Origin of the sequence: Marseilla massiliensis, from assembly GCF_016899955.1 — a bacterium.
Classification (GTDB): Bacteria; Bacteroidota; Bacteroidia; order Bacteroidales; family Bacteroidaceae; genus Prevotella; species Prevotella intestinigallinarum.
In genome coordinates this window covers 18,257-40,792 of record NZ_JACJJL010000002.1, presented here as the reverse complement: position 1 = coordinate 40,792, position 22,536 = coordinate 18,257, and the positions used below count along the sequence as shown (strand labels likewise).

Sequence of the window (22,536 nt, the reverse complement as noted above, 5' to 3'; positions counted from 1 at the left end):
CTTCAGGCCTGGTTATCTGTTTTCAGATTGTCGAGAGCGTTCATAATGCGCTCAAGGTCTTCTTCGTTGGCAAACTGTATGCTTATCTTGCCCTTGCCCTTGGGTGAGCATGTCATCTGTACCTTGGTGTGGAAGAAGTCGGACAGCCGGCTTTTGAGCACCTCGAACTCCTCGGGCAGAGTGTTTCTTGCAGAGATTTTTTTCTTTGCCAGTTGCACGTCGTCGCCGTTCTTGAGCATTTGCACCATTTCTTCGACCTTGCGCACAGAGTATCCGTTCTTTTGGATTTCCTTGAAAAGCTTTATCTGTATGCTCGGGCTGTCGAGCGCGAGCAGCGCCCGTGCGTGGCCCATGTCAATCTCCTTGTTCTTCAGGGCCATCTGCACTTGGGCCGGAAGCTTGAGCAGGCGCATGTAGTTGGTTACCGCAGCACGGCTTTTGCCCACTCGTTCGGATATGCGCTCTTGCGTCATTCCGGTGGTCTCGGCCAAGTGTTCGTATGCCAAAGCAATCTCTATGGCGTTGAGGTCCTCACGCTGTATGTTCTCTATGAGGGCCATTTCCATCACGTTCTCGTCCTCTACGGTGCGTATGTAGGCCGGGATGGTGCGCATGCCGGCCAGCTGCGACGCTCTCCATCGCCTTTCGCCGGCAATGATCTGGTAGCGGTCGTCGGCCACCTTGCGCAGCGTTATAGGCTGGATTATTCCGATTTCGCGTATGCTGGCAGCCAGTTCCTGCAGCGCCTCTTCGTCGAATTCGCGCCGTGGCTGGTTGGGATTGGGCTCAATGTGGCTCAGTTCAATCTCACTCAGGTTTGATGAGCCTTGCGTGCTCACGCTGCCCGTGTCGATCAGAGCATCGAGCCCGCGGCCGTTGCCAATGTCGTCGAGCCCGCGCCCGAGGACGTTCCTGTCGTATTTCTTGTGTACTGCCATCGTTATTGATGCTCTTCGTCTTTGCTGTTCTTGTTGATTATTTCCTTTGCCAGTGCCAGGTGGTTCTTGCTGCCGGTAGAGTCTGCGTCGTAGAGTATCACCGGCAGGCCGTGGCTCGGGCTCTCGCTCAGTTTCACGTTGCGCTGTATCACGGTCTTGAACACCAGTTCCTGGAAGTGGCGTTTCACCTCGTCGTATATCTGGTTGGCCAGCCTGAGCCTCGAGTCGTACATTGTCAGCAGGAAGCCTTCTATCTCGAGCCTTGTGTTCAGCTTGTTCTTTATGATTTTGATGGTGTTGAGCAGCTTGCTGATTCCTTCGAGGGCGAAGTACTCACACTGCACCGGTATGATGACAGAGTCGGCTGCCGTGAGCGAGTTGACGGTTATAAGGCCCAGCGAGGGGCTGCAGTCGATGAGTATGTAGTCGTAGTCGCTGCGTATGGGGTCGAGCAGATTCTTGAGCACTTTCTCGCGGTTGGCGAGGTTGAGCATTTCAATTTCTGCGCCCACAAGGTCGATATGGCTGGGTATTATGTCCAGCCCGTCGATGTCGGTCGTGTATATCGCGTCGCGTACGTCGGCATGGTCTATTATGCATTCATATAGCGAGCAATCCACTTGCTTAATGTCTACGCCCAAGCCGCTGGAAGCGTTGGCCTGCGGGTCGGCGTCGACAACTAAGACGTTCTTTTCGAGTGTGGCGAGCGAAGCCGCCAGATTGATGGTAGTGGTGGTCTTGCCCACACCGCCTTTTTGGTTTGCTAATGCGATTATCTTTCCCATTTTCGAAATTCTGTCAAACCGTAGTATGCTTGCGTATTTGGTTTGCAAAGTTACATATTTTATGCGAGAAAAAGCCATTAATGAACCTTTTTTCGTATTTTTGCATCCGAATTAAGAGGATATTTATGGAAAATAAGAAACCTTTAATACTAATTTCCAACGATGACGGTTACCACGCCAAGGGTCTTCGCTCGCTCATCGACATGGTGGGTGGTTTCGGCGACCTGCTGGTATGTGCCCCAGAAGCGGCCCGAAGCGGCTTTTCGTGTGCTTTCTCTGCCACCACCCCTTTGCGGCTCAAGCTGCGCCGCAAGTGGGAGGGTGTGGAGGTGTGGTCGTGCAACGGCACCCCTGTCGACTGCGTGAAGCTGGCTTTGAGCGAGCTTTGCGGCGACAGGAGGCCCGACTTGGTGATTGGTGGCATCAACCACGGCGACAACGCCTCTGTCAACTCGCATTACTCAGGCACTATGGGCGTCACCATGGAGGGGTGCATGAAGTATATCCCGTCTGTGGCTTTTTCTATTTGCGACCATAGCGACGATGCCGACTTCAGACCACTTGAACCATTTGTAAAAATGATTACAAAGAAATTGCTTGACGAAGGACTTCCCAAGGGCGTGTGCCTGAATGTGAATTTCCCTGTTGTAGAGCGTTTCTCGGGAGTCAAGGTGTGCCGAATGGCAAGGGGAACATGGGGAAATGAGGTTGTTCGCTGCCATCATCCCAGGGATTACGACTATTTTTGGATGGTTGGTGAGTATACTAACGACGAACCGGAGGCAACAGACACCGACAACTGGGCGCTGACCCACGGATACGTGGCCATAACGCCTACCACGGTGGATGTGACCGATTACGAAATGTTAAGACAAATGCAAAGCTGGGATTTCGAATGAAATACTATATCATAGCGGGCGAGGCAAGTGGCGACCTGCATGCTTCCAAACTGATGGAGGCGTTGCAGCGCGAGGATGCCGAGGCCAGTTTCAGGTTTTTCGGCGGCGACCTGATGGCGGCTGTAGGCGGCACCCGGGTGCGCCACTACCGCGAACTGGCTTACATGGGGTTTGTTCCTGTGCTGCTGCACTTGCCGACCATACTTGCCAATATGCGCTCGTGCAAGCGTGACATAGCCGGGTGGGGCCCCGATGCGGTGATTCTTGTCGACTATCCGGGCTTCAACCTCGGCATTGCCAAGTATGTGAGGGCAGAGCTGGGATTGCCTGTCTATTATTATATTTCGCCGAAAATATGGGCTTGGAAGGAGTATCGCATCAAGAACATAAAGCGCGATGTGACGGAGATGTTCTGCATACTGCCCTTCGAGACCGATTTCTATGAGGGCCGCCATCACTATCCCGTGCATTATGTGGGCAACCCTACGGCCGACGAGGTGGCCTCGTTCAAGGCGGCCTACGACGGCAGCTTTGCCGACTACGGGCGGCCTGTGATTGCCTTGCTGGCCGGTTCGCGCAGGCAGGAGATTAAAGACAACTTGCCGGCAATGATAGAAGCCGTGAAGGCTTTTCCCGCTTACCAGCCAGTGTTGGCCGGTGCCCCGGGCATTGAGCCGGCCTATTATGAGCCGTTTGTGGCGGGCACGGGTGTTGAGGTGGTGCGTGGCATGACCTATCCGCTGCTAGCCCATGCTTCGGCGGCGCTCGTCACCAGTGGCACGGCCACGCTCGAGACAGCGCTCTTCGGCGTTCCGCAGGTGGTGTGCTACGAGACCCCGATACCGAAAGTCATATCTTTCTTGCGCCGCCATATACTTAAGGTGAGGTACATCTCGCTTGTCAACCTCATTGCCGGCTGCGAAGTGGTGCCGGAGTTGGTGGCCGACACCTTCTCGGTTGGCAACATACGTGCCGAGCTGGGCAAGATTCTGCCCGGCGGAAGTGGCCGCCAGGCCATGCTCGACGGCTATGCCGAGGTGGGCAGGAGGCTGGGCAAGGCAGGCGCCCCCGACAATGCCGCGCGCATCATGGTGGGCTTGCTTAAGGGCAGGGGGCGTGGGTAGCCGTCTTGCTTAGGGCATCGGCTCATGCCGCGTTTGCGGCTGCCGGTGGCTCTTTGCGCCAATGTGGTGTTTCGGATCATGCAATACACTTTGGCCCAACCGGCATTTGCCGGTTGGGCCAAAGTGTATTTGTGTGTATGATTGTGGCTTTAGAACAGTGTGAGGGTGTAGAGGTATATCACTGCGGCGGGCAGGGCGAGCAGCGACGAGTCGAACCTGTCGAGCATGCCTCCGTGGCCCGGCAGTATCTTGCCGCTGTCCTTGATGCCAAGCGTGCGCTTGAACAGGCTTTCAACCAAGTCGCCCCATGTGCCGAACACGGTCACCGTGAGCCCCAGGCCCACCCATTGCAGCGCGCTGAGCTGCAGTTCGTTGAAGCCGTAGAGCTCGGTGACATGCCATATCAGCAAGGCTGCGGCGGCCACAAACACGGCTCCGCCGATGCTTCCCTCCCAGCTCTTGCCCGGGCTGATGCGCGGAAACAGCTTGTGGCGGCCAAGCAGCGAGCCGCAGCAATAGGCCCCGGTGTCGTTGATCCACAGGAAGACGAATACGCTCAGCGGTATGGTCGACACATATTCAGTGCCCACTGGCGTGGCCCGGAAAGCCAGCACGCCGAGCATCGAGAAGGGCAGGGCGATGTAGAGCTGGCTCATCATGGTGTGTGCCCATGTGCTGATGGGGTCGGGGTTCTTGGCGTAGAGCTCGGCCACGAACAGGTAGATGATGGTTATCAGGTAGGGAATGAACACGGCCGACGGCGTCAGCTCGCTGCAGAAGCCTATCATGGCCAGGAAGAAATATACCCCGGCCACGGTGCATATCATGCGGTTGGTGTCTACGCCGTCGCGCTGGTTGACCAGCCCCGTGAACTCCCACACGGTCAGCCCCGTCACCAGGGCGAACAGCAGGGCCATGGCCGTGGGGTCGATGAAGCTCACCACTATGGCGGCCACAAAGAATATCCCCGTTATTGTCCTTACTATGAAGTTGCTCATTTGCTTTCGTTTTTGTCTTCTTTCTCTGCTGTGGCACCATCGTTTGCGCCCTCGCCCGGCTTCTGTGCGTCGGTCTCGTCGGCGTCGCCCTGTGTGTCGGTGGACGGTTCGCCGAGTGTCTTGCCCTGTGCCTCGAGCTCCTTGGCGCGGTGTTCGGCCATGGCTTCGGCCTCGGCCCGCTGCTGTGCCTCGAGCAGTTCTTCGGCTCGGCTGGCCCATGGGCGCTTGCCGAATATCTTTTCAACGTCTTCGGCGAATATAACCTCGCGCTCCATGAGCAGCCGGGCAAGGCTTGCGTGGCCTTCCTTGTGCTCGGTCAGTATCTGCTTGGCGCGCTCATACTGCCCGTTAATCATCTTCAGCACCTCGTCGTCCATCACTTTCGCCGTGGTCTCTGAGTAAGGCCGCTGGAAGTTGTATTCCGAATTGTTGTAGAAGCAAACGTTTGGCAGCTTGTCGCTCATGCCCGCATAGGCAATCATTCCGTAGGCGCTCTTGGTCACCCGCTCCAGGTCGTTCATCGCTCCGGTGGATATGTGGCCCGTGAACAACTCTTCGGCGGCGCGTCCGCCGAGCGTGGCGCACATCTCGTCGAGCATTTCCTCCTTGGTCGTGATGGCCCGCTCTTCGGGCAGGTACCATGCGGCGCCGAGCGCGCGTCCGCGCGGCACGATGCTCACCTTGACCAGCGGGTTGGCGTGTTCGGTAAACCACGACACGGTGGCATGGCCGGCCTCGTGGATGGCAATGGTCTCCTTTTCCTTGTCGGTCATTATCTTTGTCTTCTTCTCGAGGCCGCCGATGATGCGGTCAACGGCGTCGAGGAAGTCTTGCTTGCCCACGGCGTGGCTGTTGTGGCGCGCGGCTATCAGCGCGGCCTCGTTGCACACGTTGGCAATGTCGGCCCCCGAGAAGCCCGGGGTCTGGCGTGCCAGGAAGTCGATGTCTACGGTGTCGTCGGTCTTCACCGGGCGCAGGTGCACCTTGAACACTGCCTTGCGCTCGTTGAGGTCGGGCAGGTCTACATGTATCTGGCGGTCGAAGCGGCCGGCGCGGAGCAGCGCTGAGTCGAGCATGTCGGCCCTGTTGGTGGCGGCGAGTATGATTACGCCGCTGTTGGTGCCGAAGCCGTCCATCTCGGTGAGCAGGGCGTTGAGCGTGTTTTCGCGCTCGTCGTTGCCACCCATGGCCGGGTTTTTGCTGCGGGCGCGGCCCACGGCGTCAATCTCGTCGATGAAGATGATGCACGGCGATTTCTCCTTGGCCTGGCGGAACAGGTCGCGCACGCGGCTGGCGCCCACGCCGACGAACATCTCGACGAAGTCGGAGCCGCTCATGGAGAAGAACGGGACGCCGGCCTCTCCGGCCACTGCCTTGGCCAGGAGCGTCTTGCCTGTGCCCGGAGGGCCTACCAGCAAAGCTCCCTTCGGAATCTTTCCGCCCAGCTCGGTGTATTTCTTCGGGTTCTTCAGGAAGTCGACAATCTCCTGCACCTCCTGCTTTGCGCCGGCTTGGCCGGCCACGTCTTTGAACGTGACGCTTATCTCGCCGCCCTTTTCGTACATCTTTGCCTTGCTCTTGCCTACGTTGAACACACCTCCGGCGCCCGACCCTCCGGCACCGCCGCTCATCCGCCGCATGAAGTAAATCCAGATGGCGATGAAGAATATGAACGGCAGCAGTTGCAGGAGTATGGTGAACAGCTCGTTGTCTTTTTGGTTCTCGTAGCTGTAGTCGCCGCTGAACTTCTTCAGGTCGCGGGCTTGGTTGATGAATTCCTCAACCTGGTCGACCGACCCGAACTCAACGGTGACGGCGGGGTCTTTGCCTGTCTGCTGCACCCCTTTGCCGAAAACGTCGCGTATGTGCTCGGGCTTCACGTACATCAGCAGCGTGTTCTTCTCTTTGTTTACCACTATCTTCGATGCGTAGCCCTTCATCACCATCGCCTTGAATTGCGAGTATGACGTTTCGGTCTGCACGCTCGACTTCTGGCCTCCGCCCGAGAACCACATCAGGAGCAGGGCCACGATGACCATGCCGTATATCCAGTTCATGTTGAACTTGGGCATGTTCATCTTCGGGTTATTCTGTTTGTTGTCCATGTTGTCTTTCATTCTTCGTTTGGAATCTTTGTCAGGATGGCGTCTTCCCACAGGTTTTCCAGGTTGTAGTACTGGCGGGTGTCGGGCAGGAATATATGCACGAGCACGTCGCTGTAGTCCATCGCCACCCACTGGGCGTTGTTCAGCCCCACCACCTTGGTAGGCTTCTCGCCTGCCTCAGTGCTCACCACGTCGCCTATCGATTCGGTTATTGCCTCCACCTGAGATGGCGATGAGCCTTGGCATATCACGAAGTATCGGCAGATGGCGCCTTCGATGCTGCTGAGGTCGGCTATTACTATGTCTTTTCCTTTTTTCTCTTGTATTCCCTTGGTGATGGTTTGGACTAATTGCTTTGTTTGTTCCATTAATATTTATAAAAGTGATTATAATATCATCTCATGCAAACATGATGCCAACATGACGCTCCGCGCTTGCTTCTGCCATGCCTGCGCTTCGTGCACCATTAGGCGCCGGCGTGGCGGCTATGGCGTTTGGCATGGCCTGTTTGGCGGTTTTGGCTGTCTGTCAGGCGGATGTCAATCCTTTGCAAAGGTAATGTAAATACGTAAAAGCGCAAAATAAATTGGGAAATATTAAGCATTTGCCCCTGTCTTTATGCGCATTCTGTCAGATGGTTAAATTGGTGTATGCCACAGGCCGCCGGGCCATTGTGGCACTGGTTGGGCTGCGTGGGTGTGAAACCAAAACCGCTCAAAGGCCTGACCGGTGTTTGTTCCGATATTTTTATTGTGCTTCCATGGCGCTTCGGTCATGTTGGCTGTGCCTCGGCAGCTGCATTTTCTCTGCTTGGCCTGGTGGGCGTTGGCCACCGGCGGCGGCCTGACTGTATGGCAACAGGGCTTGTTTGGCTGTGGCTTTTGCTGGCGGTTGGCGTCAATGTCTCTGTGCTCCGGCCGCGGTTGGCGGCTGGATGGGCTAACCGATTGGCTGGCAGGGGGTTGCGGCGTTAGGTTTGCTGCCTTCTGAGACGTGCCGTTTCTGGCTGCAAAACGGCACGTTTCGCATGTCGATACGTGCCGTTTTGGAGTGCCGAACGGCCGGTATGCGGCGTCGGCAGTGGGATGGCGGCTTGTGGTTGTAAGTTTTTTTGCGGGCGCAATGGTGCCTGCCTTCCGTTGGCATTGGTTGCGCCTTGCCTTTTTCACATGGCGTCGGCCTTGCCATGAGTGTCGCCGGCGCCCATTGCCCGGGTGGCGCCCGGTGGGCTTTTGTTGCATAGGGCGCAATTGGGCCGCAATTGCGGCATGGGGAGGATGCCGTTTTCGGGGTAAGTGTTGGCAACGGCTATGCCGCTTGGCGGCAACCCTCGCCATCTGGTTGGAGCCCGGGGCCATCCGTTTGCGGTGAGCGCCATGGCATTGGCCATGTGGCACGACGGCCTCACGGCAATAGCCTTGTGTTGACAACCGTGGCGGCCGGTGCCTGTTTGCGCCCCCTTGGCGCGGCGTGCCTTTATGTGTTGCGGGCGCCGAATCTGCGGGTGGGGTGTTTTGGAAAATGGCTATGCGGGTTTGGCGGAGTCATTGGGGCTGTTGCTTCGGCAGGTAATGCCATGGTGGCTGTGCCTGTATGCCTTGTCGTTTAGGTTGCGGCGGCAGTGAATGTAGTCCGTATGCAAATGCCGTCGGCGCGGCTTGGGCGGTCGGTATGCTGCGATGTGCCATGGCGGCGCGGCTTGTCCGGCTATTTGCTCAGTGGTGGTTGGCCGCCTGTGTCATGGTTGTCGGCTTGGTTTGTTGTGTTACGTTCCGCCCCATGTTGGCAGGATGGCGTAACGGCGTGAGGCATATAAACGAAAAAGAGGCTTCGTTTGGAAGCCTCTTTGTTGGGATACTCGGACTCGAACCAAGAATGACAGGACCAGAATCTGTAGTGTTACCATTACACCATATCCCAATGTTTGCATCGGATTTGTTTCCTGATTGCGAGTGCAAAGGTAGCGCATTTTTCTGAAACCGCAAAACTTTTGGGGTCTTTTTTTTGCCAAAACGCGATTTTTTTTGCTTTCTCTTGGTTTTTGTGGCCTGTTTAACCGATTTTCGGCCTCGGCGAAGTCATTTTCGGCTTTTGTCGGTTGTTGTTTCCGCTTCGCTATTTGTTGAGTAGAGTGGGGCGGTGGCGTGCTTCCGACTTCATTTTTGTGGTTGTTTGGGCTTGTGTGTTTCAGTTGGCGCGTTGCGCCGATGGTGTTGCCGTAGGTGTCGATACGGCGCCGAAGGCATGGTGATGTGAAGATGTGCAAGTGGTTGCCGGGTGTGATTGTTGTGGCCTTTGGCTTAGGCTTGTCGGGCTGCGGCGGACTGCGCTTCTGGCAATGTCACAGTCTGGAGATGCAGGCGATTGGATGGCATGGTGCAGGTTTCAGTGCTGGCTTTGCTCTGCGTGACGGCCGATTATTGTAGCGGAGAGCCTTGGTATGTCCCGTTGCCGCTTGCGGATAGAAAAAGCCCGCACGGCCGTTGGGCCGTGCGGGCTTTATGGTTTGCTTGCCGTAAGGCGGTGTGTTTACTTGTTCTCGGCGTCGATGGCCTTGATTTTCTCGCGCAGCAGGTTCATGTCGTCCTTGAGCTTCTGCACCTTGCGGTTCATCTCGTCAATCAGGCTGTTGCCCTTCTTGCTCGAAGCGTTGAGGAAGCCAAGGTTGTTTTCGTAAGTCTGCACCTCGCTCTTGAGCGTCTCATATTGCCTCATGAGGCGTGCGCGCTCGTTGTCGAGTGCGCTTTCACCTTGCTCGGCCACGCTCTTAAGCTTGTTTTTGAAGTTGTTGAGGCGTCGCTGCGCCACGCTGATGTTGAGCTCTTTGTATAGCTTGTCTATTGCTGCGTGGTACTCGTCGTACACCTTGTCTTTCTCCTTATAGGGCACGTGGCCTATAGAGTTGTATTCCTCAACCAGTTTCTGCACCATCTCCTGCACGTTGCCTTCGGTCTCGGCGTTGATGGCCTTTAGTTTTTCAATCACGGCGCGCTTCTTGTCGAGGTTGGCGTGCTCTTCGCTTCTCTGCCCGGAATTGGCGGCGTTGCGTGCCTCGAAGAAGTGGTTGCAAGCCCCGAGGAACTCAGCCCACAGCTGGTCGCCGGTTTTCTTGGGCACCATTCCTATCTTTTTCCATTCCTTCTGCAGCGCTATGAGCTTGTCGGATGTAGAGCGCCATTCTGTGCTGTCTTGCAGAGCCTTGGCCTTTTCCACCAAGGCGCGTTTCTTCTCGGCGTTGGCTTTGAATGTTTCCTTGAGCGTCTTGAAGTATTCGGCCTTGCGTCCGAAGAAATCGTCGCATGCAGCCCTGAAGCGTTCGAATATCTTGACGTTCATCTTCTGTGGTGCAAATCCGATGGTCTTCCATTCAGCCTGTATCTCGATGATGGCCTTGGTGTGCTTCTCCCAGTCGCTTGCGCCCTTGTTTTCTTCGGCGGCTATGGCCTCCACCTTTTCGCAGAGGGCGGTCTTGCGTGCCAGGTTGTCTTCCTCCTTGGCCCTCAGCTGCTCGAAGTGTTGCTGGTGGCGCTTGTTGATTACGGTTGATGCGGCCTTGAAGCGCGCCCATATCTCTTCGCGCAGTTCCTTGGCCACGGGGCCGGTCTCGCGGTATTCCTGGTGCAGTTTCTGCAGTTGGTGGAAGGCGCTTATCACGTCCGGCTCCTCTGCCAGCTTTTCGGCAGCCTCACACAGGCGCAGCTTTATTTCCTGGTTTTTCTTGAAATCGTATTCGCGGGCTTCGCTGTTGAGCTTCAGCATGTCGTAGAATTGCTCAACGTATAGTTGGTAGTTGCGCCACAGTTCGTTGGCTTTGGCGGCAGGCACATTCTTTATCTCTTTCCATTCCTGCTGCAGCGCCTTGAATTCCTGGTATGATTTGTTGGCCTCCTCGGGCGAGGTGACCATGGCTTTTATCTTTTCTATTATGTCGAGTTTCTTCTTTAGGTTGGCTTCTTTCTCCTCTTCCTGCTCTTTGAATATTTTCGCACGCTTTTCCTTTATTATGCCCATTTCAGCCTTGAAGGCCTCTTCGTCTTCGTCGGGTGCGATTTGGTAGCTTTCAGGGTCGCCGCCGGCATCGATGTAACTTTTCAGGTTGGCTTCGCGCTCGGCAATGTGGAGCTTGTAGAACACGGTCTTGAGATAGTCCACTTCGTCTTTTGCAGGTGCTTCCTCGTTGTGAGCTATCTCCCTGACGCGGTCGAGGACTTCCTTCTTCGTGGCATAGTGCTTCTTGTATTCCGGTTCGGCTGCAGCCTCGGCCTCGGTTTCTTCGGTTGCCACTTGCGGAGTCTCACCCTCGGTTGCTGGCTCTGCGGCCGTGACGGGGGTTGATTCCACTTTGTTCATTTCTTCCTGATTGCCCATTTCGAGGGTCTTTTCTTGAGAGTCCATCATTCAAACTTTTTAGTCCGTGATTGTTTTAATGCCACTATCATTGTGCCTTGTGTGAATGTTGCTTTCAGAGTGTTGAATTGTTCTTTATGGCGCTTTGCACAGCACAATTTAGGCGCAAACTTACAGAAAAATATTGTAAACTCCTAATTTTCAGTCTATTTTTTAAAGCTTTTAAGTCTAAATAAGTCTCTTGTGGCGGAAAACCCACCAGAAAACGCCGGAAATGCAAGCTGATATGACGAGTGCTATGGCAAATCCGTATTTGCTGTCTTCCATGCCGTTGACGAGGTTCATGCCGAACAGGCTGGCTATGAGCGTGGGGAACATGAGTATTATCGACACCGATGTGAGCGTACGCATGACGGTGTTCATGTTGTTGTTGATGATGCTCGAGTAGGTGTCCATGGTCGACTCAAGGATGTTTGAATAGATGTTGGTGGTCTCTCGGGCCTGCGTCATCTCGATGTTCACATCCTCGATGAGGTCGGCGTCAAGCTCGTCTATCTGGAGCTTGAACTTCAGTTTCGACAGCAGCGTCTCGTTGCCGCGTATCGACGTGATGAAGTAGGTGAGCGAGTCTTGCAGCCGGCTGAGCCCGATGAGCGACTCGTTGTTCACTTCGCGGTCGAGGTTGCGCTTGGCTTTCTCTATGAGGCTGTTTATCTGCTTGAGCCGTTTGAGGTACCACACGGCCGAAGAGAGGAACAGGCGGAATATCATGTCTACGTAGTCGGTGAAGCCTTCGCCCCGCTTCTGCTGGTAGCTGACGAAGTCTATCATCATGTTTGTCTCGTAATAGCACACCGTTATGGTGACGTCGCGCTTGTGGATGATGCCGAGCGGAACCGTGGTGTAGGGCGTGCGCGAGCGTATCTCCTTGACGTACGGTATGCGGAGGATAATGAGCATCCATCCGTCGTCGTACTCGTAGCGGGCACGCTCGTCGGTATCGCTGATGTCAGAGATAAAGTAATCGGGTATCTTGAACTGCTCTTCCAGCATCTGCTGGTCTTCTTCTGTGGGACAAGTAACTTGTATCCAACAATTGGGCTGCCACTCGTCGATGGCTGTGAGCCCTCCAACCGTGTTCCAGTAAGTTCTCATTTTGCTAATCCTCCATAATGATTTCAGGTCAAGGATTAGCTTCATCGAGCGAACCCTCGGCACCTACAAGTTAAAGTTTTCCGCGTGATAATCGTCCATGATTTTGTTTGCTGTTGTTTTTTGCGGTGCAAAGGTACTCATTTTCTTTTTAACTTCCAGCATTTATTTCAACTTTATTTAAGTGCCGACATGCATATTTTTGCTATTGAAACATCTGTTACGGCCTGTTGGCGCCGCTTTACCGCCTACGCCTTGCCGCCGTTGCCGATGAGGCTGGACACAAGAGCCACCAGCTCTTCCGGTTTGTCGCAGCTCACCACGTATTTTCGCCGGGTGGTCGTCAACATCACCGTGTTGCGGTGGTCGCCCACGTATGCGAAGTACTTGCCCTTTCCACCGGTGAACCAACCGGTGAATCCGAACACTCCGCCGACGCCGAACAGGCGTAGGTCGGTTGCCATGCCGCCATATCTTTCAATCGAGATGATGTCGCGGATGGGCAGCGCTTTCTTTCCTATCCGCCGGATGATGGTGAGCGAATGGCTGTCTGCGACAATCTTCTTTGGCGAATAGTAGTAGCTAAGGAACATGGAAACCAGCACTGCGACGAATGTCACAGTGGTTGCGGTCGTTGCGGCCAAGCCAATGCCGTCATACATGCTGATGCCGTAGGTGATGCCGAACACTGTAAAAATTATGGCAAAACATACTGCGGTCATAACTTTTACAGTCTTGTTCATGGTAACATTGAATGTGGTGGTCATGTAGTTTTGTGTTGAGGTTAGTGTCGGTCGGTCAGAAGGAAGCTGCCGGCACAACTTGCCGTATGGGCCGTGTTGTGCCGGCAGGCATTCCATATTGTGATCATATCATTTCGTGGTGGCGTGCCTTATTTGGCCGGGATGTCCTCAAGTGTCTTCTTGAGCAGGTCCCAGAATGGTGCCATTGTGGGTATGTAGCAGCGCTCGCCGGTGGTGTGGGGAGAGCGGAGCGTCGGGCCGAGCGATACGACATCGAGGTGAGGATACTTGCCGAGGATGACGCTGCACTCCAGTCCGGCGTGGTCAACCTTCTCTTCTGCCTCCTCGCCAAAGAGCTCGCGGTATTCGCGTTCGAGCAGCTTCAGAATCTCGCTGTTGGTGTTCGGGTCCCAGCCGGTGTAGCCGCCGCTCATCGTAACCTTCATTCCGGCCATGTTGAAGCAGCTCTGCAGGGTGTTGGCAAGGTATTCCTTCATGCTCTCGCTCGACGAGCGTGCAAGTATCTTTACGGCCGCATTGCCTTCTGTAATGTCTATTATGGCAAGGTTCGACGACGTCTCGACCACGGCGGGTATTGCCGGTATCATGCGCAGCACGCCGTTGTGGCAGGCGTAGATGGCGTCGAGCAGGTTGTCTTGTATGTCCTCCGGCACTTCCTTCTTGGGCGTCTCGGTTTCTTCGGCGGTGAATATTATGCCGCTCTCAATGCCTGCATACTCGTGCTCGAAGGTCTCCTTGTAGTCGGCTGCGAGCTCTTTTGCGGCCTCGATGTTCTCTTTGGGCAGCGTCAGCACTACCTCGCACTCAAACGGTATGGCGTTGCGCATGTTGCCGCCGTGCCACGATGCCAGGCGTGCCTCGCATCCGGTGATGGCGTCGCGTACGTAACGGGCCATCAGCTTGTTGGCGTTGGCGCGGCCTTCGTGTATCTCCAATCCCGAGTGCCCGCCTTTCAGGCCCTTCAGCGTCACCTTTATGGCTGCGTCGTCAGGGTCGGTGTCGGCCTCTTTGTATTCCAGTGTGGCTGTTATGTCGAGTCCTCCGGCGCTGCCGATGACAAACTTTCCCCAAGTCTCAGAGTCGAGGTTGAGCAGTATGTCGCCGTTGAGTTCGCCCTCGGGCAGGTCGTTGGCACCGTACATGCCGGTTTCCTCGTCGGCCGTTATCAGTGCCTCCACCGGTCCGTGCTTCAGTTCCTTGGCTTCCATTACGGCCATGATGGCTGCCACGCCGATGCCGTTGTCAGAGCCGAGCGTGGTTCCGCGTGCCTTCACCCAGTCGCCGTCGATGTATGTCTCAATGGGATCCGTCTCGAAGTTGTGCGTGCTTTCCTTCGACTTCTGGGGCACCATGTCCATGTGCGCCTGCAGTATCACGCCTTTGCACCCCTCCTTTCCCGGGGTTGCGGGCTTGCGCATCACAATGTTTCCGGCCGTGTCCTTAAAGGCTTCGACGCCAACCTTTGCGGCGAAGTCGAGCAGGAAGTTCTGTACTTTCTCAAGATGTCCTGACGGACGCGGCACCTGTGTCAGCGCGTCAAAGTTGCGCCAGATGCACTCGGGCTTTAGGTTTTTTATCTCACTCATAGTCTATGGTTTTATTAGGGTGGGCTTCGGGGCTCGCTTCTGCCTGCCGGCATTGGCCTCGCCCGTGGCTTTCCCTTGTTGTGTCATTGTTTTATGCCGGCCCGCTGATGGCTCATGCTGCCGGCGCGATGGCTTCCGGCGCATTGCGCCTTTTGGTGAATGCCAGTGCCGCCCAGCCCCATACGCCGAGCAATATCACGAGCATTGTCTGCACGGAGTGCACTATTAGCACGAAAAACAGAGCCTGCTCGTCGGCCACTCCGTAGAGTATCAGCATTGTCTTCACGGCAAAGTGCCACGGGCCGGCGCCGTTGGGGGTAGGCACTATCACTGCTATGCTGCCCACTACAAACGTCACCAATGCGCAGGAAACGCCGAGATGGGCCGTGAAGTCGAAGCAGAAGAACGTCAGGTAGTAGTGGAGGAAGTAGCTGGCCCATATCCCGATGGTGAACAGCAGGAACATCGGCGTGTTCTTGACCCCCCTCAGTGACACCACACCCTGCCATATTCCGCTCAGCGTGGCCTTCACCTTATTATATACAGACAGCTTCTTCAGCAGTAGGTGTATTAGCAGCAACGCGGCGATGGCGCACACTGCGGTCACTGCATAGCCCGCCGGCGAGAACCGTTCGAGCAGCGAGTCCATGCTTGTCCCGGTCTTGTTGAAGAACGTGTTGAACACCCTCATCTGGCACAACAGCATCACCCCGGTGACTATGAGCACCAAAAGAGAGTCTATGGCCCGTTCCGTCACTACAGTGCCCAATGCCTTCGGAAACGACACCCCGTCGTATCTCTTCAGCACTCCGCAGCGTGTAAACTCGCCTATTCGCGGCACCAGGAGGCTTGCGGCGTATGAGATGAATATCGAATATATGCTCACCGACCGCCTCGGATGTTCGCCGACAGGCTCCAGTGTCTGCCTCCATCGCCAGCCGCGCAGCATTTGCGCCAGTATGCCGAAGGGAAACGAGAGCGCCATCCACGTCCAGTCCATTTCGTGGAGCAACACGTCTTTCATGCTCTTGAAGTCGAAGCCACGGTACATCCAGTATAATATGGCTCCGCCCAACGCCAGCGGCATTATTATCTTGACGCAAGTGTTTGCTATCTTTCTTGCTTCCATATCAATATGCAAATATACATTATTTCGTGCGTAACGCAAAATAATTCGGTTAGTTTTCTTGTCCCTGGCAGGGCATAATTTGCGTTTGTCGGTGTTGTTTGTGGCTTTGTGGTGATTATGCGGCCGTGTGGGCGATTGCTGCGACGGCCCGGATTGCGGGCTGTGTCATGCTTGCCGGTGGCTCAAACCACGCGGTTTCGCCAACTGGCAGGCATGCCTGGCTTATGTCGGCATGTGGCATCTTCGTGCCGAAGGGGGCCGTCCGGCCAATTGCCGGCTTGCATGTCTCACGATTGGGGCGGCTCGTTTCGGCGTAGGATTTTGCTGTTTGTTGGCGCACACAACATTGATTTGTGTCAAATATATGTGCTTTTGGCGCATTTAGTGCCTTTGCTTTAGGCGTCATTTCGGCCGGAAGGCGTACCTTTGCACCAGAAAACAAGTATTAGGATAACAACAAAAAGTAAGTAGAAGATTATGGAAATGATTGGAATTGTAGCATTGTGCGTAGTTGTGCCGGTTCTTACGGCCGGTTTGTTTTTGGCATCTGTTGAGCTTCTCAAGGCCAACTTCTAATTGAAAGGAGGTCAAGGCGATGATTATGTTTGTAATGATGGCAGTCTATGTGGTAGTGTTGCTGGCGGCTGTAGCGCTTGGCATAATGATAGGAATCAAGACCGCCGGCAACCATTGACGCCACTCTTGTTGTGTCAGACAATTAGTTTTGTTTTATGATAAAGAATCCGGGCCACAATTGCATGGTGCAATTTCGGCCCGGATTTGTTTTTGTTCAGTCGGTCAGCCGTCAGTCGGTGACGTCTTCATCGGCCACGGCATCCTGCCAGTTGTCCCATTCAGGTATGTCGGCATCGTAGCCCTCATATCCGAAGTTCTGCCATATTTGCCCGTTTTTGTTGGCGGTTATGGCGTCGTTTGGTATCGGCCAGAACACGTTTCTCTTGTCCATCGTGTACTTGAGTGTCGCCGGTCCGCTCACAATGCCGTTGCCGGTGTGGTTGTAGAGCGAGTAGTGATAGATGCGTTGGTAGAAGTAGCTTCCGCCGTCGGCGTCTGTTCCCTGTTGCTTGTCCCATGTCTTTGCGTCGTAGGTGTTGCCCCATTCGTCGGGTGTCTTGCTTAGTGCCAGGTCGTATGAGATGCGTGTCAGTTCCACATTGCGGAACTCTTCGAGATAGAGTTCGCGCGCCCTTTCGTTTGCAATGTCTCCAATGTTCACGGCGTTGTACAGTTGTGAGCAGTGTGCGCGCCTGCGGATGGTGTTCACGTCTTCTGTCGCCCCGTCGGTGTTGCCTTGGTACAGCCTTGCCTCGGCGCGCAGCAGGTAAGTCTCTGCCAGGCGGAACAGATACCAGTTGGCGTTGCTTCCCTTTGTCGCCCCGTTGAATTGCGTGGCTGCAAGGTTGTTTTCGGCCGACACGTCCTTGATGTATATCTTGTAGAGCGGGAAGTCGAACCAGTTGCGTATTGTGTCTGTTGTCAGGCACTTGCCGTTGTCGTCGTACAGCCGGAGGTGCTCGCCATAGTGTTTCGAGTCGGGGTTGTTATACTTGATGTCGGTCATTCTCACCCAGTTGCCTATGTTATGGTTGTGTCGGTAGTCGACGGTGTCTTCCTCGCCGTTGACAACCCACATGCCGTGTTGCGCAAACTGCGTTGGCCGTATGGTGGCTATGCCGCGTCCGAAAGCACGCAGTGCGTCGAGCGACTCATTGTATTTGGAGTTTGTGCGCGAGTAGTTCATCACAGCCTGCTTGCCGTCGGGCGCCTTCAGCCGGCTGTCGTTCCACGACGGGCCGAGCACCCTCATTGTGAGGAAGTCTACGTGGCTTTGGTCAGTACAGTTGGGCATGCCCAGTATTGTTTCCCTGTTTGCCTGCGATATTTTGTTTTCCGGCCTGTGCAAGTCCCATATCACGTTGCGTTCAATGCCCCATGTCTCAGGGTTGAGGCTGTTGGCTGCCGACGCTTCGCCGAAGGGTTCGGTCATCAGCGCCAGTCCCGACATGTTGATGAGCGTGTCGCATTGCGCCTCGGCCTTCTTCCATTCGCCTATGCTCAGGTACAGTTTTGCCAGCAGGTGGCGGCAAGCCTCTTTGTTTACCATGCCGTAGTAGTCCATGTCCTTTTGCGAGGGAACCCACTGCACGGCCTTTTCCATGTCGCCGGCGCACATGCGCAGTATGGCGTCGCGTCGGGTTGAGCGGTAGTTTTGCTTAGGCACGGATATTATTTTCGTCACGAGCGGTATGTCGCCCCATTGCCAGCAAAGGAAGTAATACCTGATGGCACGGTGGAAATAGGCCCTGCCTTTGTATTCGTTTCGTTTTTCCTGGCTCAGTCCCTTCACGTCGTCGATATACGTAATGATGGTGTTGGCATACTTGACGCCGGTGTATCCCTGGTTCCAGAAGAACGAGATGCTGTTGGCGTCGCCGTCCTGCATGCCCCCGGTTGGCGTCAGTTTGTGTGCGATGTCGTCGTAGATGCCCGAGCCGGCGTCGGTCTTGCTGTACAGTGCAAGGTCGGAGAACATGTATTCCGTGGTCAGCGGGAAGTTGATGTTTTTGTTGCTGTAATGCGTGTAATAGTTTCTCAGGTGCTTGTCGCACATGGCCATTGTCGCCTCCAGTCCGCTCTCGGTGTTGAAAGTGTTCTCCGGCGAGAACATAGACAGCGGGTCGGGCTCGAGGAAGTCTTGGCATCCGGTGAATGTTGCCGCAGCCATCAATGCGGCCAATCCGCATGCCGCGTTAGCAATATGTCTGATAGTATTCATTATTGTTGTCTTGTTGGTTATATTGTTGTTGTTTGTGTAGAGGCTTGTTGCCTTGCCTTCTCCTACATGCTGACGTTAAGTCCGAAGGTGTAAGTGCGTGTTGCGAGCCCTCCTGTTTCCGGGTCGCCGTATTCCCAGTCGGGAGCCCACGTGCCAAGGTTCCTGATGTTGAAATACACCTTCAGCGTGTTTATTCCAGCGTTTTTTACCCATTGCGCCGGTAGCGTGTATGCCACCGACAGGTTGTCAAACCTGATGAACGACCTGTTGTACACCTTTTGCGCGCCGGTGGCTCCTGTCGGGCCGCTCGATTCGAGGCGTGCGTAATCGTTTGTTGGGTTTTCCGGCGTCCAGTAAGGCTTCACCCACACGTTGCAGTTTTTGGTTACCATGCTGCCGCCGTTGTCGTTGTTGAGGTACCAGCCCGACAGACTCTTGTGCCCGAGCATTGAGTACATGCTGAACGATACGCTGATGTTCTTCATTATGGTGAACTCGTTGCGCATGTTCCAGCGCACCTTGGGCGTGGTCTGTCCTTGGAACACCTTGTCGTCATCGTTGTAGACGATGGCTTTGAGTGAGCCGTCGGCGTTGTATTCGTCGTTGTCAGGGTTGTTCCACACCTTTGGGTCGCCGGGCCTTTGGCCGTATTTCTTTGCCTCCTCATATTCGTCGGCCTGCCATATCCCGGTCACCTTGTAGTCCCAGATGGCCCCGATGGGCTTCCCTATGAACCACTTGTTGGTCTTGTCGTCGTTTTCTTTACTCTCGATGACGTTGCCCTTGGCATCGGTCACGTCCTGATAGTCATAGTACAGGTGCTTGATGGTATTCTTGTTCCATGCCAGTCCGAAAGATGTCCGCCACTCAAAGTTCTTCGTCTTCATGTTTGTCGAGTTGACGGTAATCTCTATTCCGTCGTTGTTCACCTGCCCGAGGTTGGTCGTTATCTCTCCGAATCCGCTGAAGTCGGGCAGCCGCTGCTTCATTATCATGTCTTGCGTCTCCATGTGATACCAGTCTATGGAGCCGGTGATGCGGTTGTCCAGGAACCCGAAGTCAATGCCGGCGTTGAAGGCCGAGGTCTTCTCCCATCTCAGCCGCGGGTTGGCCATTCGGTTGATGCTGAGGTATTTCACGTCTACCGTGCCTCCTCCGGTCTTTATGTAGCCCATTGTTCCGCCCGTGCCCGAGCCCAGGTCGGCCAGTGCCACGTACGGGTCGGCCAGTGCCCTGTTGCCGTTTTTGCCCCACGACACCCTCAGTTTGCCGGTGCTCATGATGTTGCCCCATTTCCAGAATTTCTCGTTGACAAAGTTCCATGCCAGCGCCACCGACGGGAACGTGGCATAGGGGTTGTTTGCTCCGAAGGCGCAGTAGCCGTCGCGCCTTACCGATGCCGTCACCATGTACCGCTCGTCGTAGCTGTAGAACAGCCTGGCCAGCAGGGCGTTGGCCGTTTGGTGCGAGTCGTTGGTGCTTATTTTCGAGTTTGTCATGGTGGCATTCTGCGTGTTGTGGAATCCAAGAGCGTCGGTAGGCAGTATGTTGCGGGCCTCGATGCGGTCGTTCCAGTATCGGCGTTCCTCTGCCTCGTGCACGAGCGTCAGTATGAAGTGGTGCTTTTGCTTGAGCTGATAGTCCCATGTTATGGTGTTGTTCAGCGACCAGTCGAAGTTTTTGCTCCATTCGCGGTCCACTCCCCGTCCTGTCGGGTCGGTGTCGGGCCGTTCGGCCGAGGTGAAGTATCGGTTGTAGAAGTATTGAAATCGTGGCGCGATGTTGAACTGATACGTTATCCCGAAGGGCAGCGTCACCTTGGCGTTGGCTATGGTGTTGATGACCTGGTAGCCCTTTTCGAGGTCGATGTACTGCTGTTCGAAGTCGTAGTTATATCCTCCGAAGTCGGCTTTGTTCATGGGATACTGGGCCAGTTGCCCGTCTTCGGTTCGGTAGTTTGAGTAGGGCGAGTTGCGCAACTGGTTGTTGTCCCAGTAGTTGGTGCCCAGCCCCACGGGCTGGCTCTCGTCAGACCGGTCTTGGAAGTTTACGTTGGCCCCTATCTCCAGCCAGTCGGTCACCTTGTCCTGCAGCTTCATGTTTACTCTTATGGCGCGGTAGTCGTCGCCCCTTATCACCCCTTGGTTTTTCAGTAGTCCGCCCGACAGGTAGTAGTTCATGCGGTCGCTGCCGCCCGATATGCTCGCGTTGTAGTCTTGGTTGATGCCGGTGCGGAACGTGTGGTCGTACCAGTCGGTTGTGTGTCCGGCCAGATAGTTGTCCAAAACGTTGTCGCGCAGCCCCAGGCGCTTGGCGTATATCGACCTGTCGCTTTCTCCCTCCTCGTTGTTAGAGTAGCCGGCCCACGTGTTGCGGTCTATGCCGTAGCGTGCGGCCGCGTTGGCCGGTGTGTCGTAGTAGCCCGGTTGCGCCACGAGATTGCCGTTTTTGTCGGTGGCTTTGTAAGCCCCGTACTTGCCGTCGGCCCCCATGCCGTAAGTGCCGGCCTTATACCAGTCTTCGCGGTAGCGCATGTAGTCGTCAGGGCCGTAAACGTCGAACGTGTAGTTGCTTTTGGTGTTTATGCCCAGGTTGGCCGTCACGTTTATCGTGGGCTTGCCTGTCTTGCCCTTCTTCGTGGTTATGATGATGACGCCGTTGGCCGCTTTCGCTCCGTATATGGCTGCCGACGACGCGTCTTTCAGCACGTCTATCTGTCCGATGTCGTCGGGGTTGATTTCCGACAGCTCACCGTAGAACGGCATTCCGTCGAGCACTATGAACGGTTCGTTGTGGCCGTTGTCGGTATACACCGACCGTTGGCCGCGTATCTGCATCGAGCCGCCACCCTTGGCCGAGGCGTTATATCCCACGTTGACGCCCGGGGTGCCTCGCAGGATGTCCTGTACGGTTGTGGGGTTTTCATCGGCCAGCTTCTCGGGCCTTATCTGCGTGACGCTTCCCGTAAGGTCTTTCTTTCGCATGGTGCCGTAGCCCACTACTACAACGTCGTTGAGCTTTGTCGCTGCCGAGTGCAGCGTGACAGCCATGTTGCCGGTGGTGGCCTTTACGCTTGCAGTGTTGTAGCCTATGTACGACACCTCTATCACTGCCCCGGTTGCAGTCCTTTTCAGTTCAAACCTGCCGTTGATGTCGGTGATGGCGCCTGTCGAAGTGCCCTTCACCCTCACGGTGGCCCCGATGATGGGTTCACCCTCTTCGTTTACAACGACGCCTTTGATGGTCGAGGCCTCACGTTGCACCGACTGTTGCGGCCCTGCGGCCATTGCATGTTGGGTTGTGCCGGTGGCCGTGGCGGCCATGGTCAGCAGCAGCAGCGCCCATGGCTGTCTCATGATGCTTTTCTTTTTCATGTGGTTGTTATTGGTATAAAATGGTGGGTTGGTATCCGTGCAAACATGGCGGCTATGGCTTTGGCGGCATAGCGTGGTCTGCCCGGACGTTTGGTTTTAGGTAAGTTGTCTTTTGTTTTGTAATTTAGGTTAATTACTGTGTGTCGTTGCTTTTTAGGTTTTTTGCCCCGTTGCCTGTCCATCGGCTGATTGCCCACAGGCGGGCCGGGGCCGGTTTTTGCCATCCATTGGCGCTCAGAGTCTCATGGCCCGGTGTTGCAGCGTTGCTCCGGCAGGCATTCCCGGTGTTGCAAAGATGTTTTTTTCATTGTCGTTTATAGTTTATTGGTCGCTGCAAATGTATGTAAAAATATCTGGAAAGATGTGTATCTTGCCGAGAATGATAGTCGAAAATACACTATATCGGGCGTTTCGGTTAATCATTGCGCCAAACCGGCCACGTTCGGTTTGGCAAAACGGGTGCAGCTACCATATTTTTTGTTGGCTCCGGCGTGCAACATGGCCTTGGCAGCCGGTGCCCGGCAATGGTTGCCATGCC

Annotated in this window: 14 protein-coding genes and 1 tRNA gene; 2 read left to right on the top strand and 13 right to left on the bottom strand. The window is 55.1% G+C overall.

What is annotated here, in order from left to right:
- Positions 1-2: 2 nt before the first annotated feature.
- Positions 3-938, bottom strand: a complete 936-nt coding sequence (locus H6B30_RS01430; protein ID WP_205107199.1) for a ParB/RepB/Spo0J family partition protein — start codon at positions 936-938, stop codon at positions 3-5.
- A gap of 2 nt (positions 939-940) precedes the next feature.
- Positions 941-1,723 (bottom strand): ParA family protein, encoded by a 783-nt coding sequence (locus tag H6B30_RS01425; protein ID WP_205107197.1) that lies wholly within the window; start codon positions 1,721-1,723, stop codon positions 941-943.
- Between the two features lie 125 nt (positions 1,724-1,848).
- Here H6B30_RS01425 and surE point away from each other — a divergent pair, with 125 nt between their 5' ends.
- Positions 1,849-2,622: a 5'/3'-nucleotidase SurE gene (surE, locus tag H6B30_RS01420; protein WP_205107195.1), complete on the top strand. Its 774-nt coding sequence runs from the start codon at positions 1,849-1,851 to the stop codon at positions 2,620-2,622.
- Positions 2,619-3,746: a lipid-A-disaccharide synthase gene (locus H6B30_RS01415; protein WP_205107193.1), complete on the top strand. Its 1,128-nt coding sequence runs from the start codon at positions 2,619-2,621 to the stop codon at positions 3,744-3,746. Before surE ends, H6B30_RS01415 begins: the two co-directional genes overlap by 4 nt.
- A 149-nt stretch (positions 3,747-3,895) precedes the next feature.
- On the opposite strand, the gene H6B30_RS01410 is transcribed toward H6B30_RS01415, so the two are convergent.
- The 11 genes from H6B30_RS01410 to H6B30_RS01360 form a co-directional block, all read right to left on the bottom strand.
- Positions 3,896-4,744, bottom strand: a complete 849-nt coding sequence (locus H6B30_RS01410; protein ID WP_205107191.1) for a phosphatidate cytidylyltransferase — start codon at positions 4,742-4,744, stop codon at positions 3,896-3,898.
- On the bottom strand, positions 4,741-6,849 hold the full coding sequence (ftsH, locus tag H6B30_RS01405; RefSeq protein ID WP_205107471.1) for an ATP-dependent zinc metalloprotease FtsH: 2,109 nt from the start codon (positions 6,847-6,849) through the stop codon (positions 4,741-4,743). The genes H6B30_RS01410 and ftsH overlap by 4 nt, the downstream gene beginning before the upstream one ends.
- 8 nt (positions 6,850-6,857) lie before the next feature.
- The gene (gene rsfS / locus H6B30_RS01400; RefSeq protein WP_205107189.1) at positions 6,858-7,217 is read right to left on the bottom strand and encodes a ribosome silencing factor; all 360 of its coding nucleotides are present in this window, start codon (positions 7,215-7,217) and stop codon (positions 6,858-6,860) included.
- Between the two features lie 1,481 nt (positions 7,218-8,698).
- Positions 8,699-8,769, bottom strand: a tRNA-Gln gene (locus H6B30_RS01395).
- A 609-nt stretch (positions 8,770-9,378) separates the two neighbouring features.
- Entirely contained in the window at positions 9,379-11,247 is a 1,869-nt protein-coding gene (locus H6B30_RS01390; protein WP_205107187.1) for a DUF349 domain-containing protein, read from the bottom strand.
- 177 nt (positions 11,248-11,424) lie between these two features.
- Positions 11,425-12,351, bottom strand: a complete 927-nt coding sequence (locus tag H6B30_RS01385; protein WP_205107469.1) for a magnesium transporter CorA family protein — start codon at positions 12,349-12,351, stop codon at positions 11,425-11,427.
- A gap of 245 nt (positions 12,352-12,596) precedes the next feature.
- Positions 12,597-13,091, bottom strand: coding sequence for a PH domain-containing protein (locus tag H6B30_RS01380; RefSeq protein WP_205107185.1), 495 nt, complete (start codon positions 13,089-13,091; stop codon positions 12,597-12,599).
- A 149-nt stretch (positions 13,092-13,240) separates the two neighbouring features.
- Positions 13,241-14,698 (bottom strand): aminoacyl-histidine dipeptidase, encoded by a 1,458-nt coding sequence (locus H6B30_RS01375; protein WP_205107183.1) that lies wholly within the window; start codon positions 14,696-14,698, stop codon positions 13,241-13,243.
- A 112-nt stretch (positions 14,699-14,810) separates the two neighbouring features.
- The gene (locus H6B30_RS01370; protein WP_205107181.1) at positions 14,811-15,827 is read right to left on the bottom strand and encodes a lysylphosphatidylglycerol synthase transmembrane domain-containing protein; all 1,017 of its coding nucleotides are present in this window, start codon (positions 15,825-15,827) and stop codon (positions 14,811-14,813) included.
- An 805-nt stretch (positions 15,828-16,632) separates the two neighbouring features.
- A complete protein-coding gene (locus H6B30_RS01365) occupies positions 16,633-18,624 on the bottom strand; it encodes a RagB/SusD family nutrient uptake outer membrane protein (RefSeq protein ID WP_205107179.1) in 1,992 nt (663 codons plus the stop codon).
- 62 nt (positions 18,625-18,686) lie between these two features.
- Positions 18,687-21,998, bottom strand: a complete 3,312-nt coding sequence (locus tag H6B30_RS01360; protein WP_205107177.1) for a SusC/RagA family TonB-linked outer membrane protein — start codon at positions 21,996-21,998, stop codon at positions 18,687-18,689.
- Between the last annotated feature and the right edge of the window lie 538 nt (positions 21,999-22,536).

Excerpts from the sequence above, each read along its gene's own strand:
- surE (WP_205107195.1), top strand. The coding sequence starts at position 1,849 with ATGGAAAATAAGAAACCTTTAATACTAATTTCCAACGATGACGGTTAC.
- H6B30_RS01410 (WP_205107191.1), bottom strand. The coding sequence starts at position 4,744 with ATGAGCAACTTCATAGTAAGGACAATAACGGGGATATTCTTTGTGGCC.
- H6B30_RS01415 (WP_205107193.1), top strand. The coding sequence starts at position 2,619 with ATGAAATACTATATCATAGCGGGCGAGGCAAGTGGCGACCTGCATGCT.
- H6B30_RS01365 (WP_205107179.1), bottom strand. The coding sequence starts at position 18,624 with ATGAATACTATCAGACATATTGCTAACGCGGCATGCGGATTGGCCGCA.
- H6B30_RS01360 (WP_205107177.1), bottom strand. The coding sequence starts at position 21,998 with ATGAAAAAGAAAAGCATCATGAGACAGCCATGGGCGCTGCTGCTGCTG.
- H6B30_RS01385 (WP_205107469.1), bottom strand. The coding sequence starts at position 12,351 with ATGAGAACTTACTGGAACACGGTTGGAGGGCTCACAGCCATCGACGAG.
- H6B30_RS01370 (WP_205107181.1), bottom strand. The coding sequence starts at position 15,827 with ATGGAAGCAAGAAAGATAGCAAACACTTGCGTCAAGATAATAATGCCG.
- ftsH (WP_205107471.1), bottom strand. The coding sequence starts at position 6,849 with ATGGACAACAAACAGAATAACCCGAAGATGAACATGCCCAAGTTCAAC.
- rsfS (WP_205107189.1), bottom strand. The coding sequence starts at position 7,217 with ATGGAACAAACAAAGCAATTAGTCCAAACCATCACCAAGGGAATACAA.
- H6B30_RS01425 (WP_205107197.1), bottom strand. The coding sequence starts at position 1,723 with ATGGGAAAGATAATCGCATTAGCAAACCAAAAAGGCGGTGTGGGCAAG.
- H6B30_RS01380 (WP_205107185.1), bottom strand. The coding sequence starts at position 13,091 with ATGAACAAGACTGTAAAAGTTATGACCGCAGTATGTTTTGCCATAATT.
- H6B30_RS01375 (WP_205107183.1), bottom strand. The coding sequence starts at position 14,698 with ATGAGTGAGATAAAAAACCTAAAGCCCGAGTGCATCTGGCGCAACTTT.
- H6B30_RS01390 (WP_205107187.1), bottom strand. The coding sequence starts at position 11,247 with ATGATGGACTCTCAAGAAAAGACCCTCGAAATGGGCAATCAGGAAGAA.
- H6B30_RS01430 (WP_205107199.1), bottom strand. The coding sequence starts at position 938 with ATGGCAGTACACAAGAAATACGACAGGAACGTCCTCGGGCGCGGGCTC.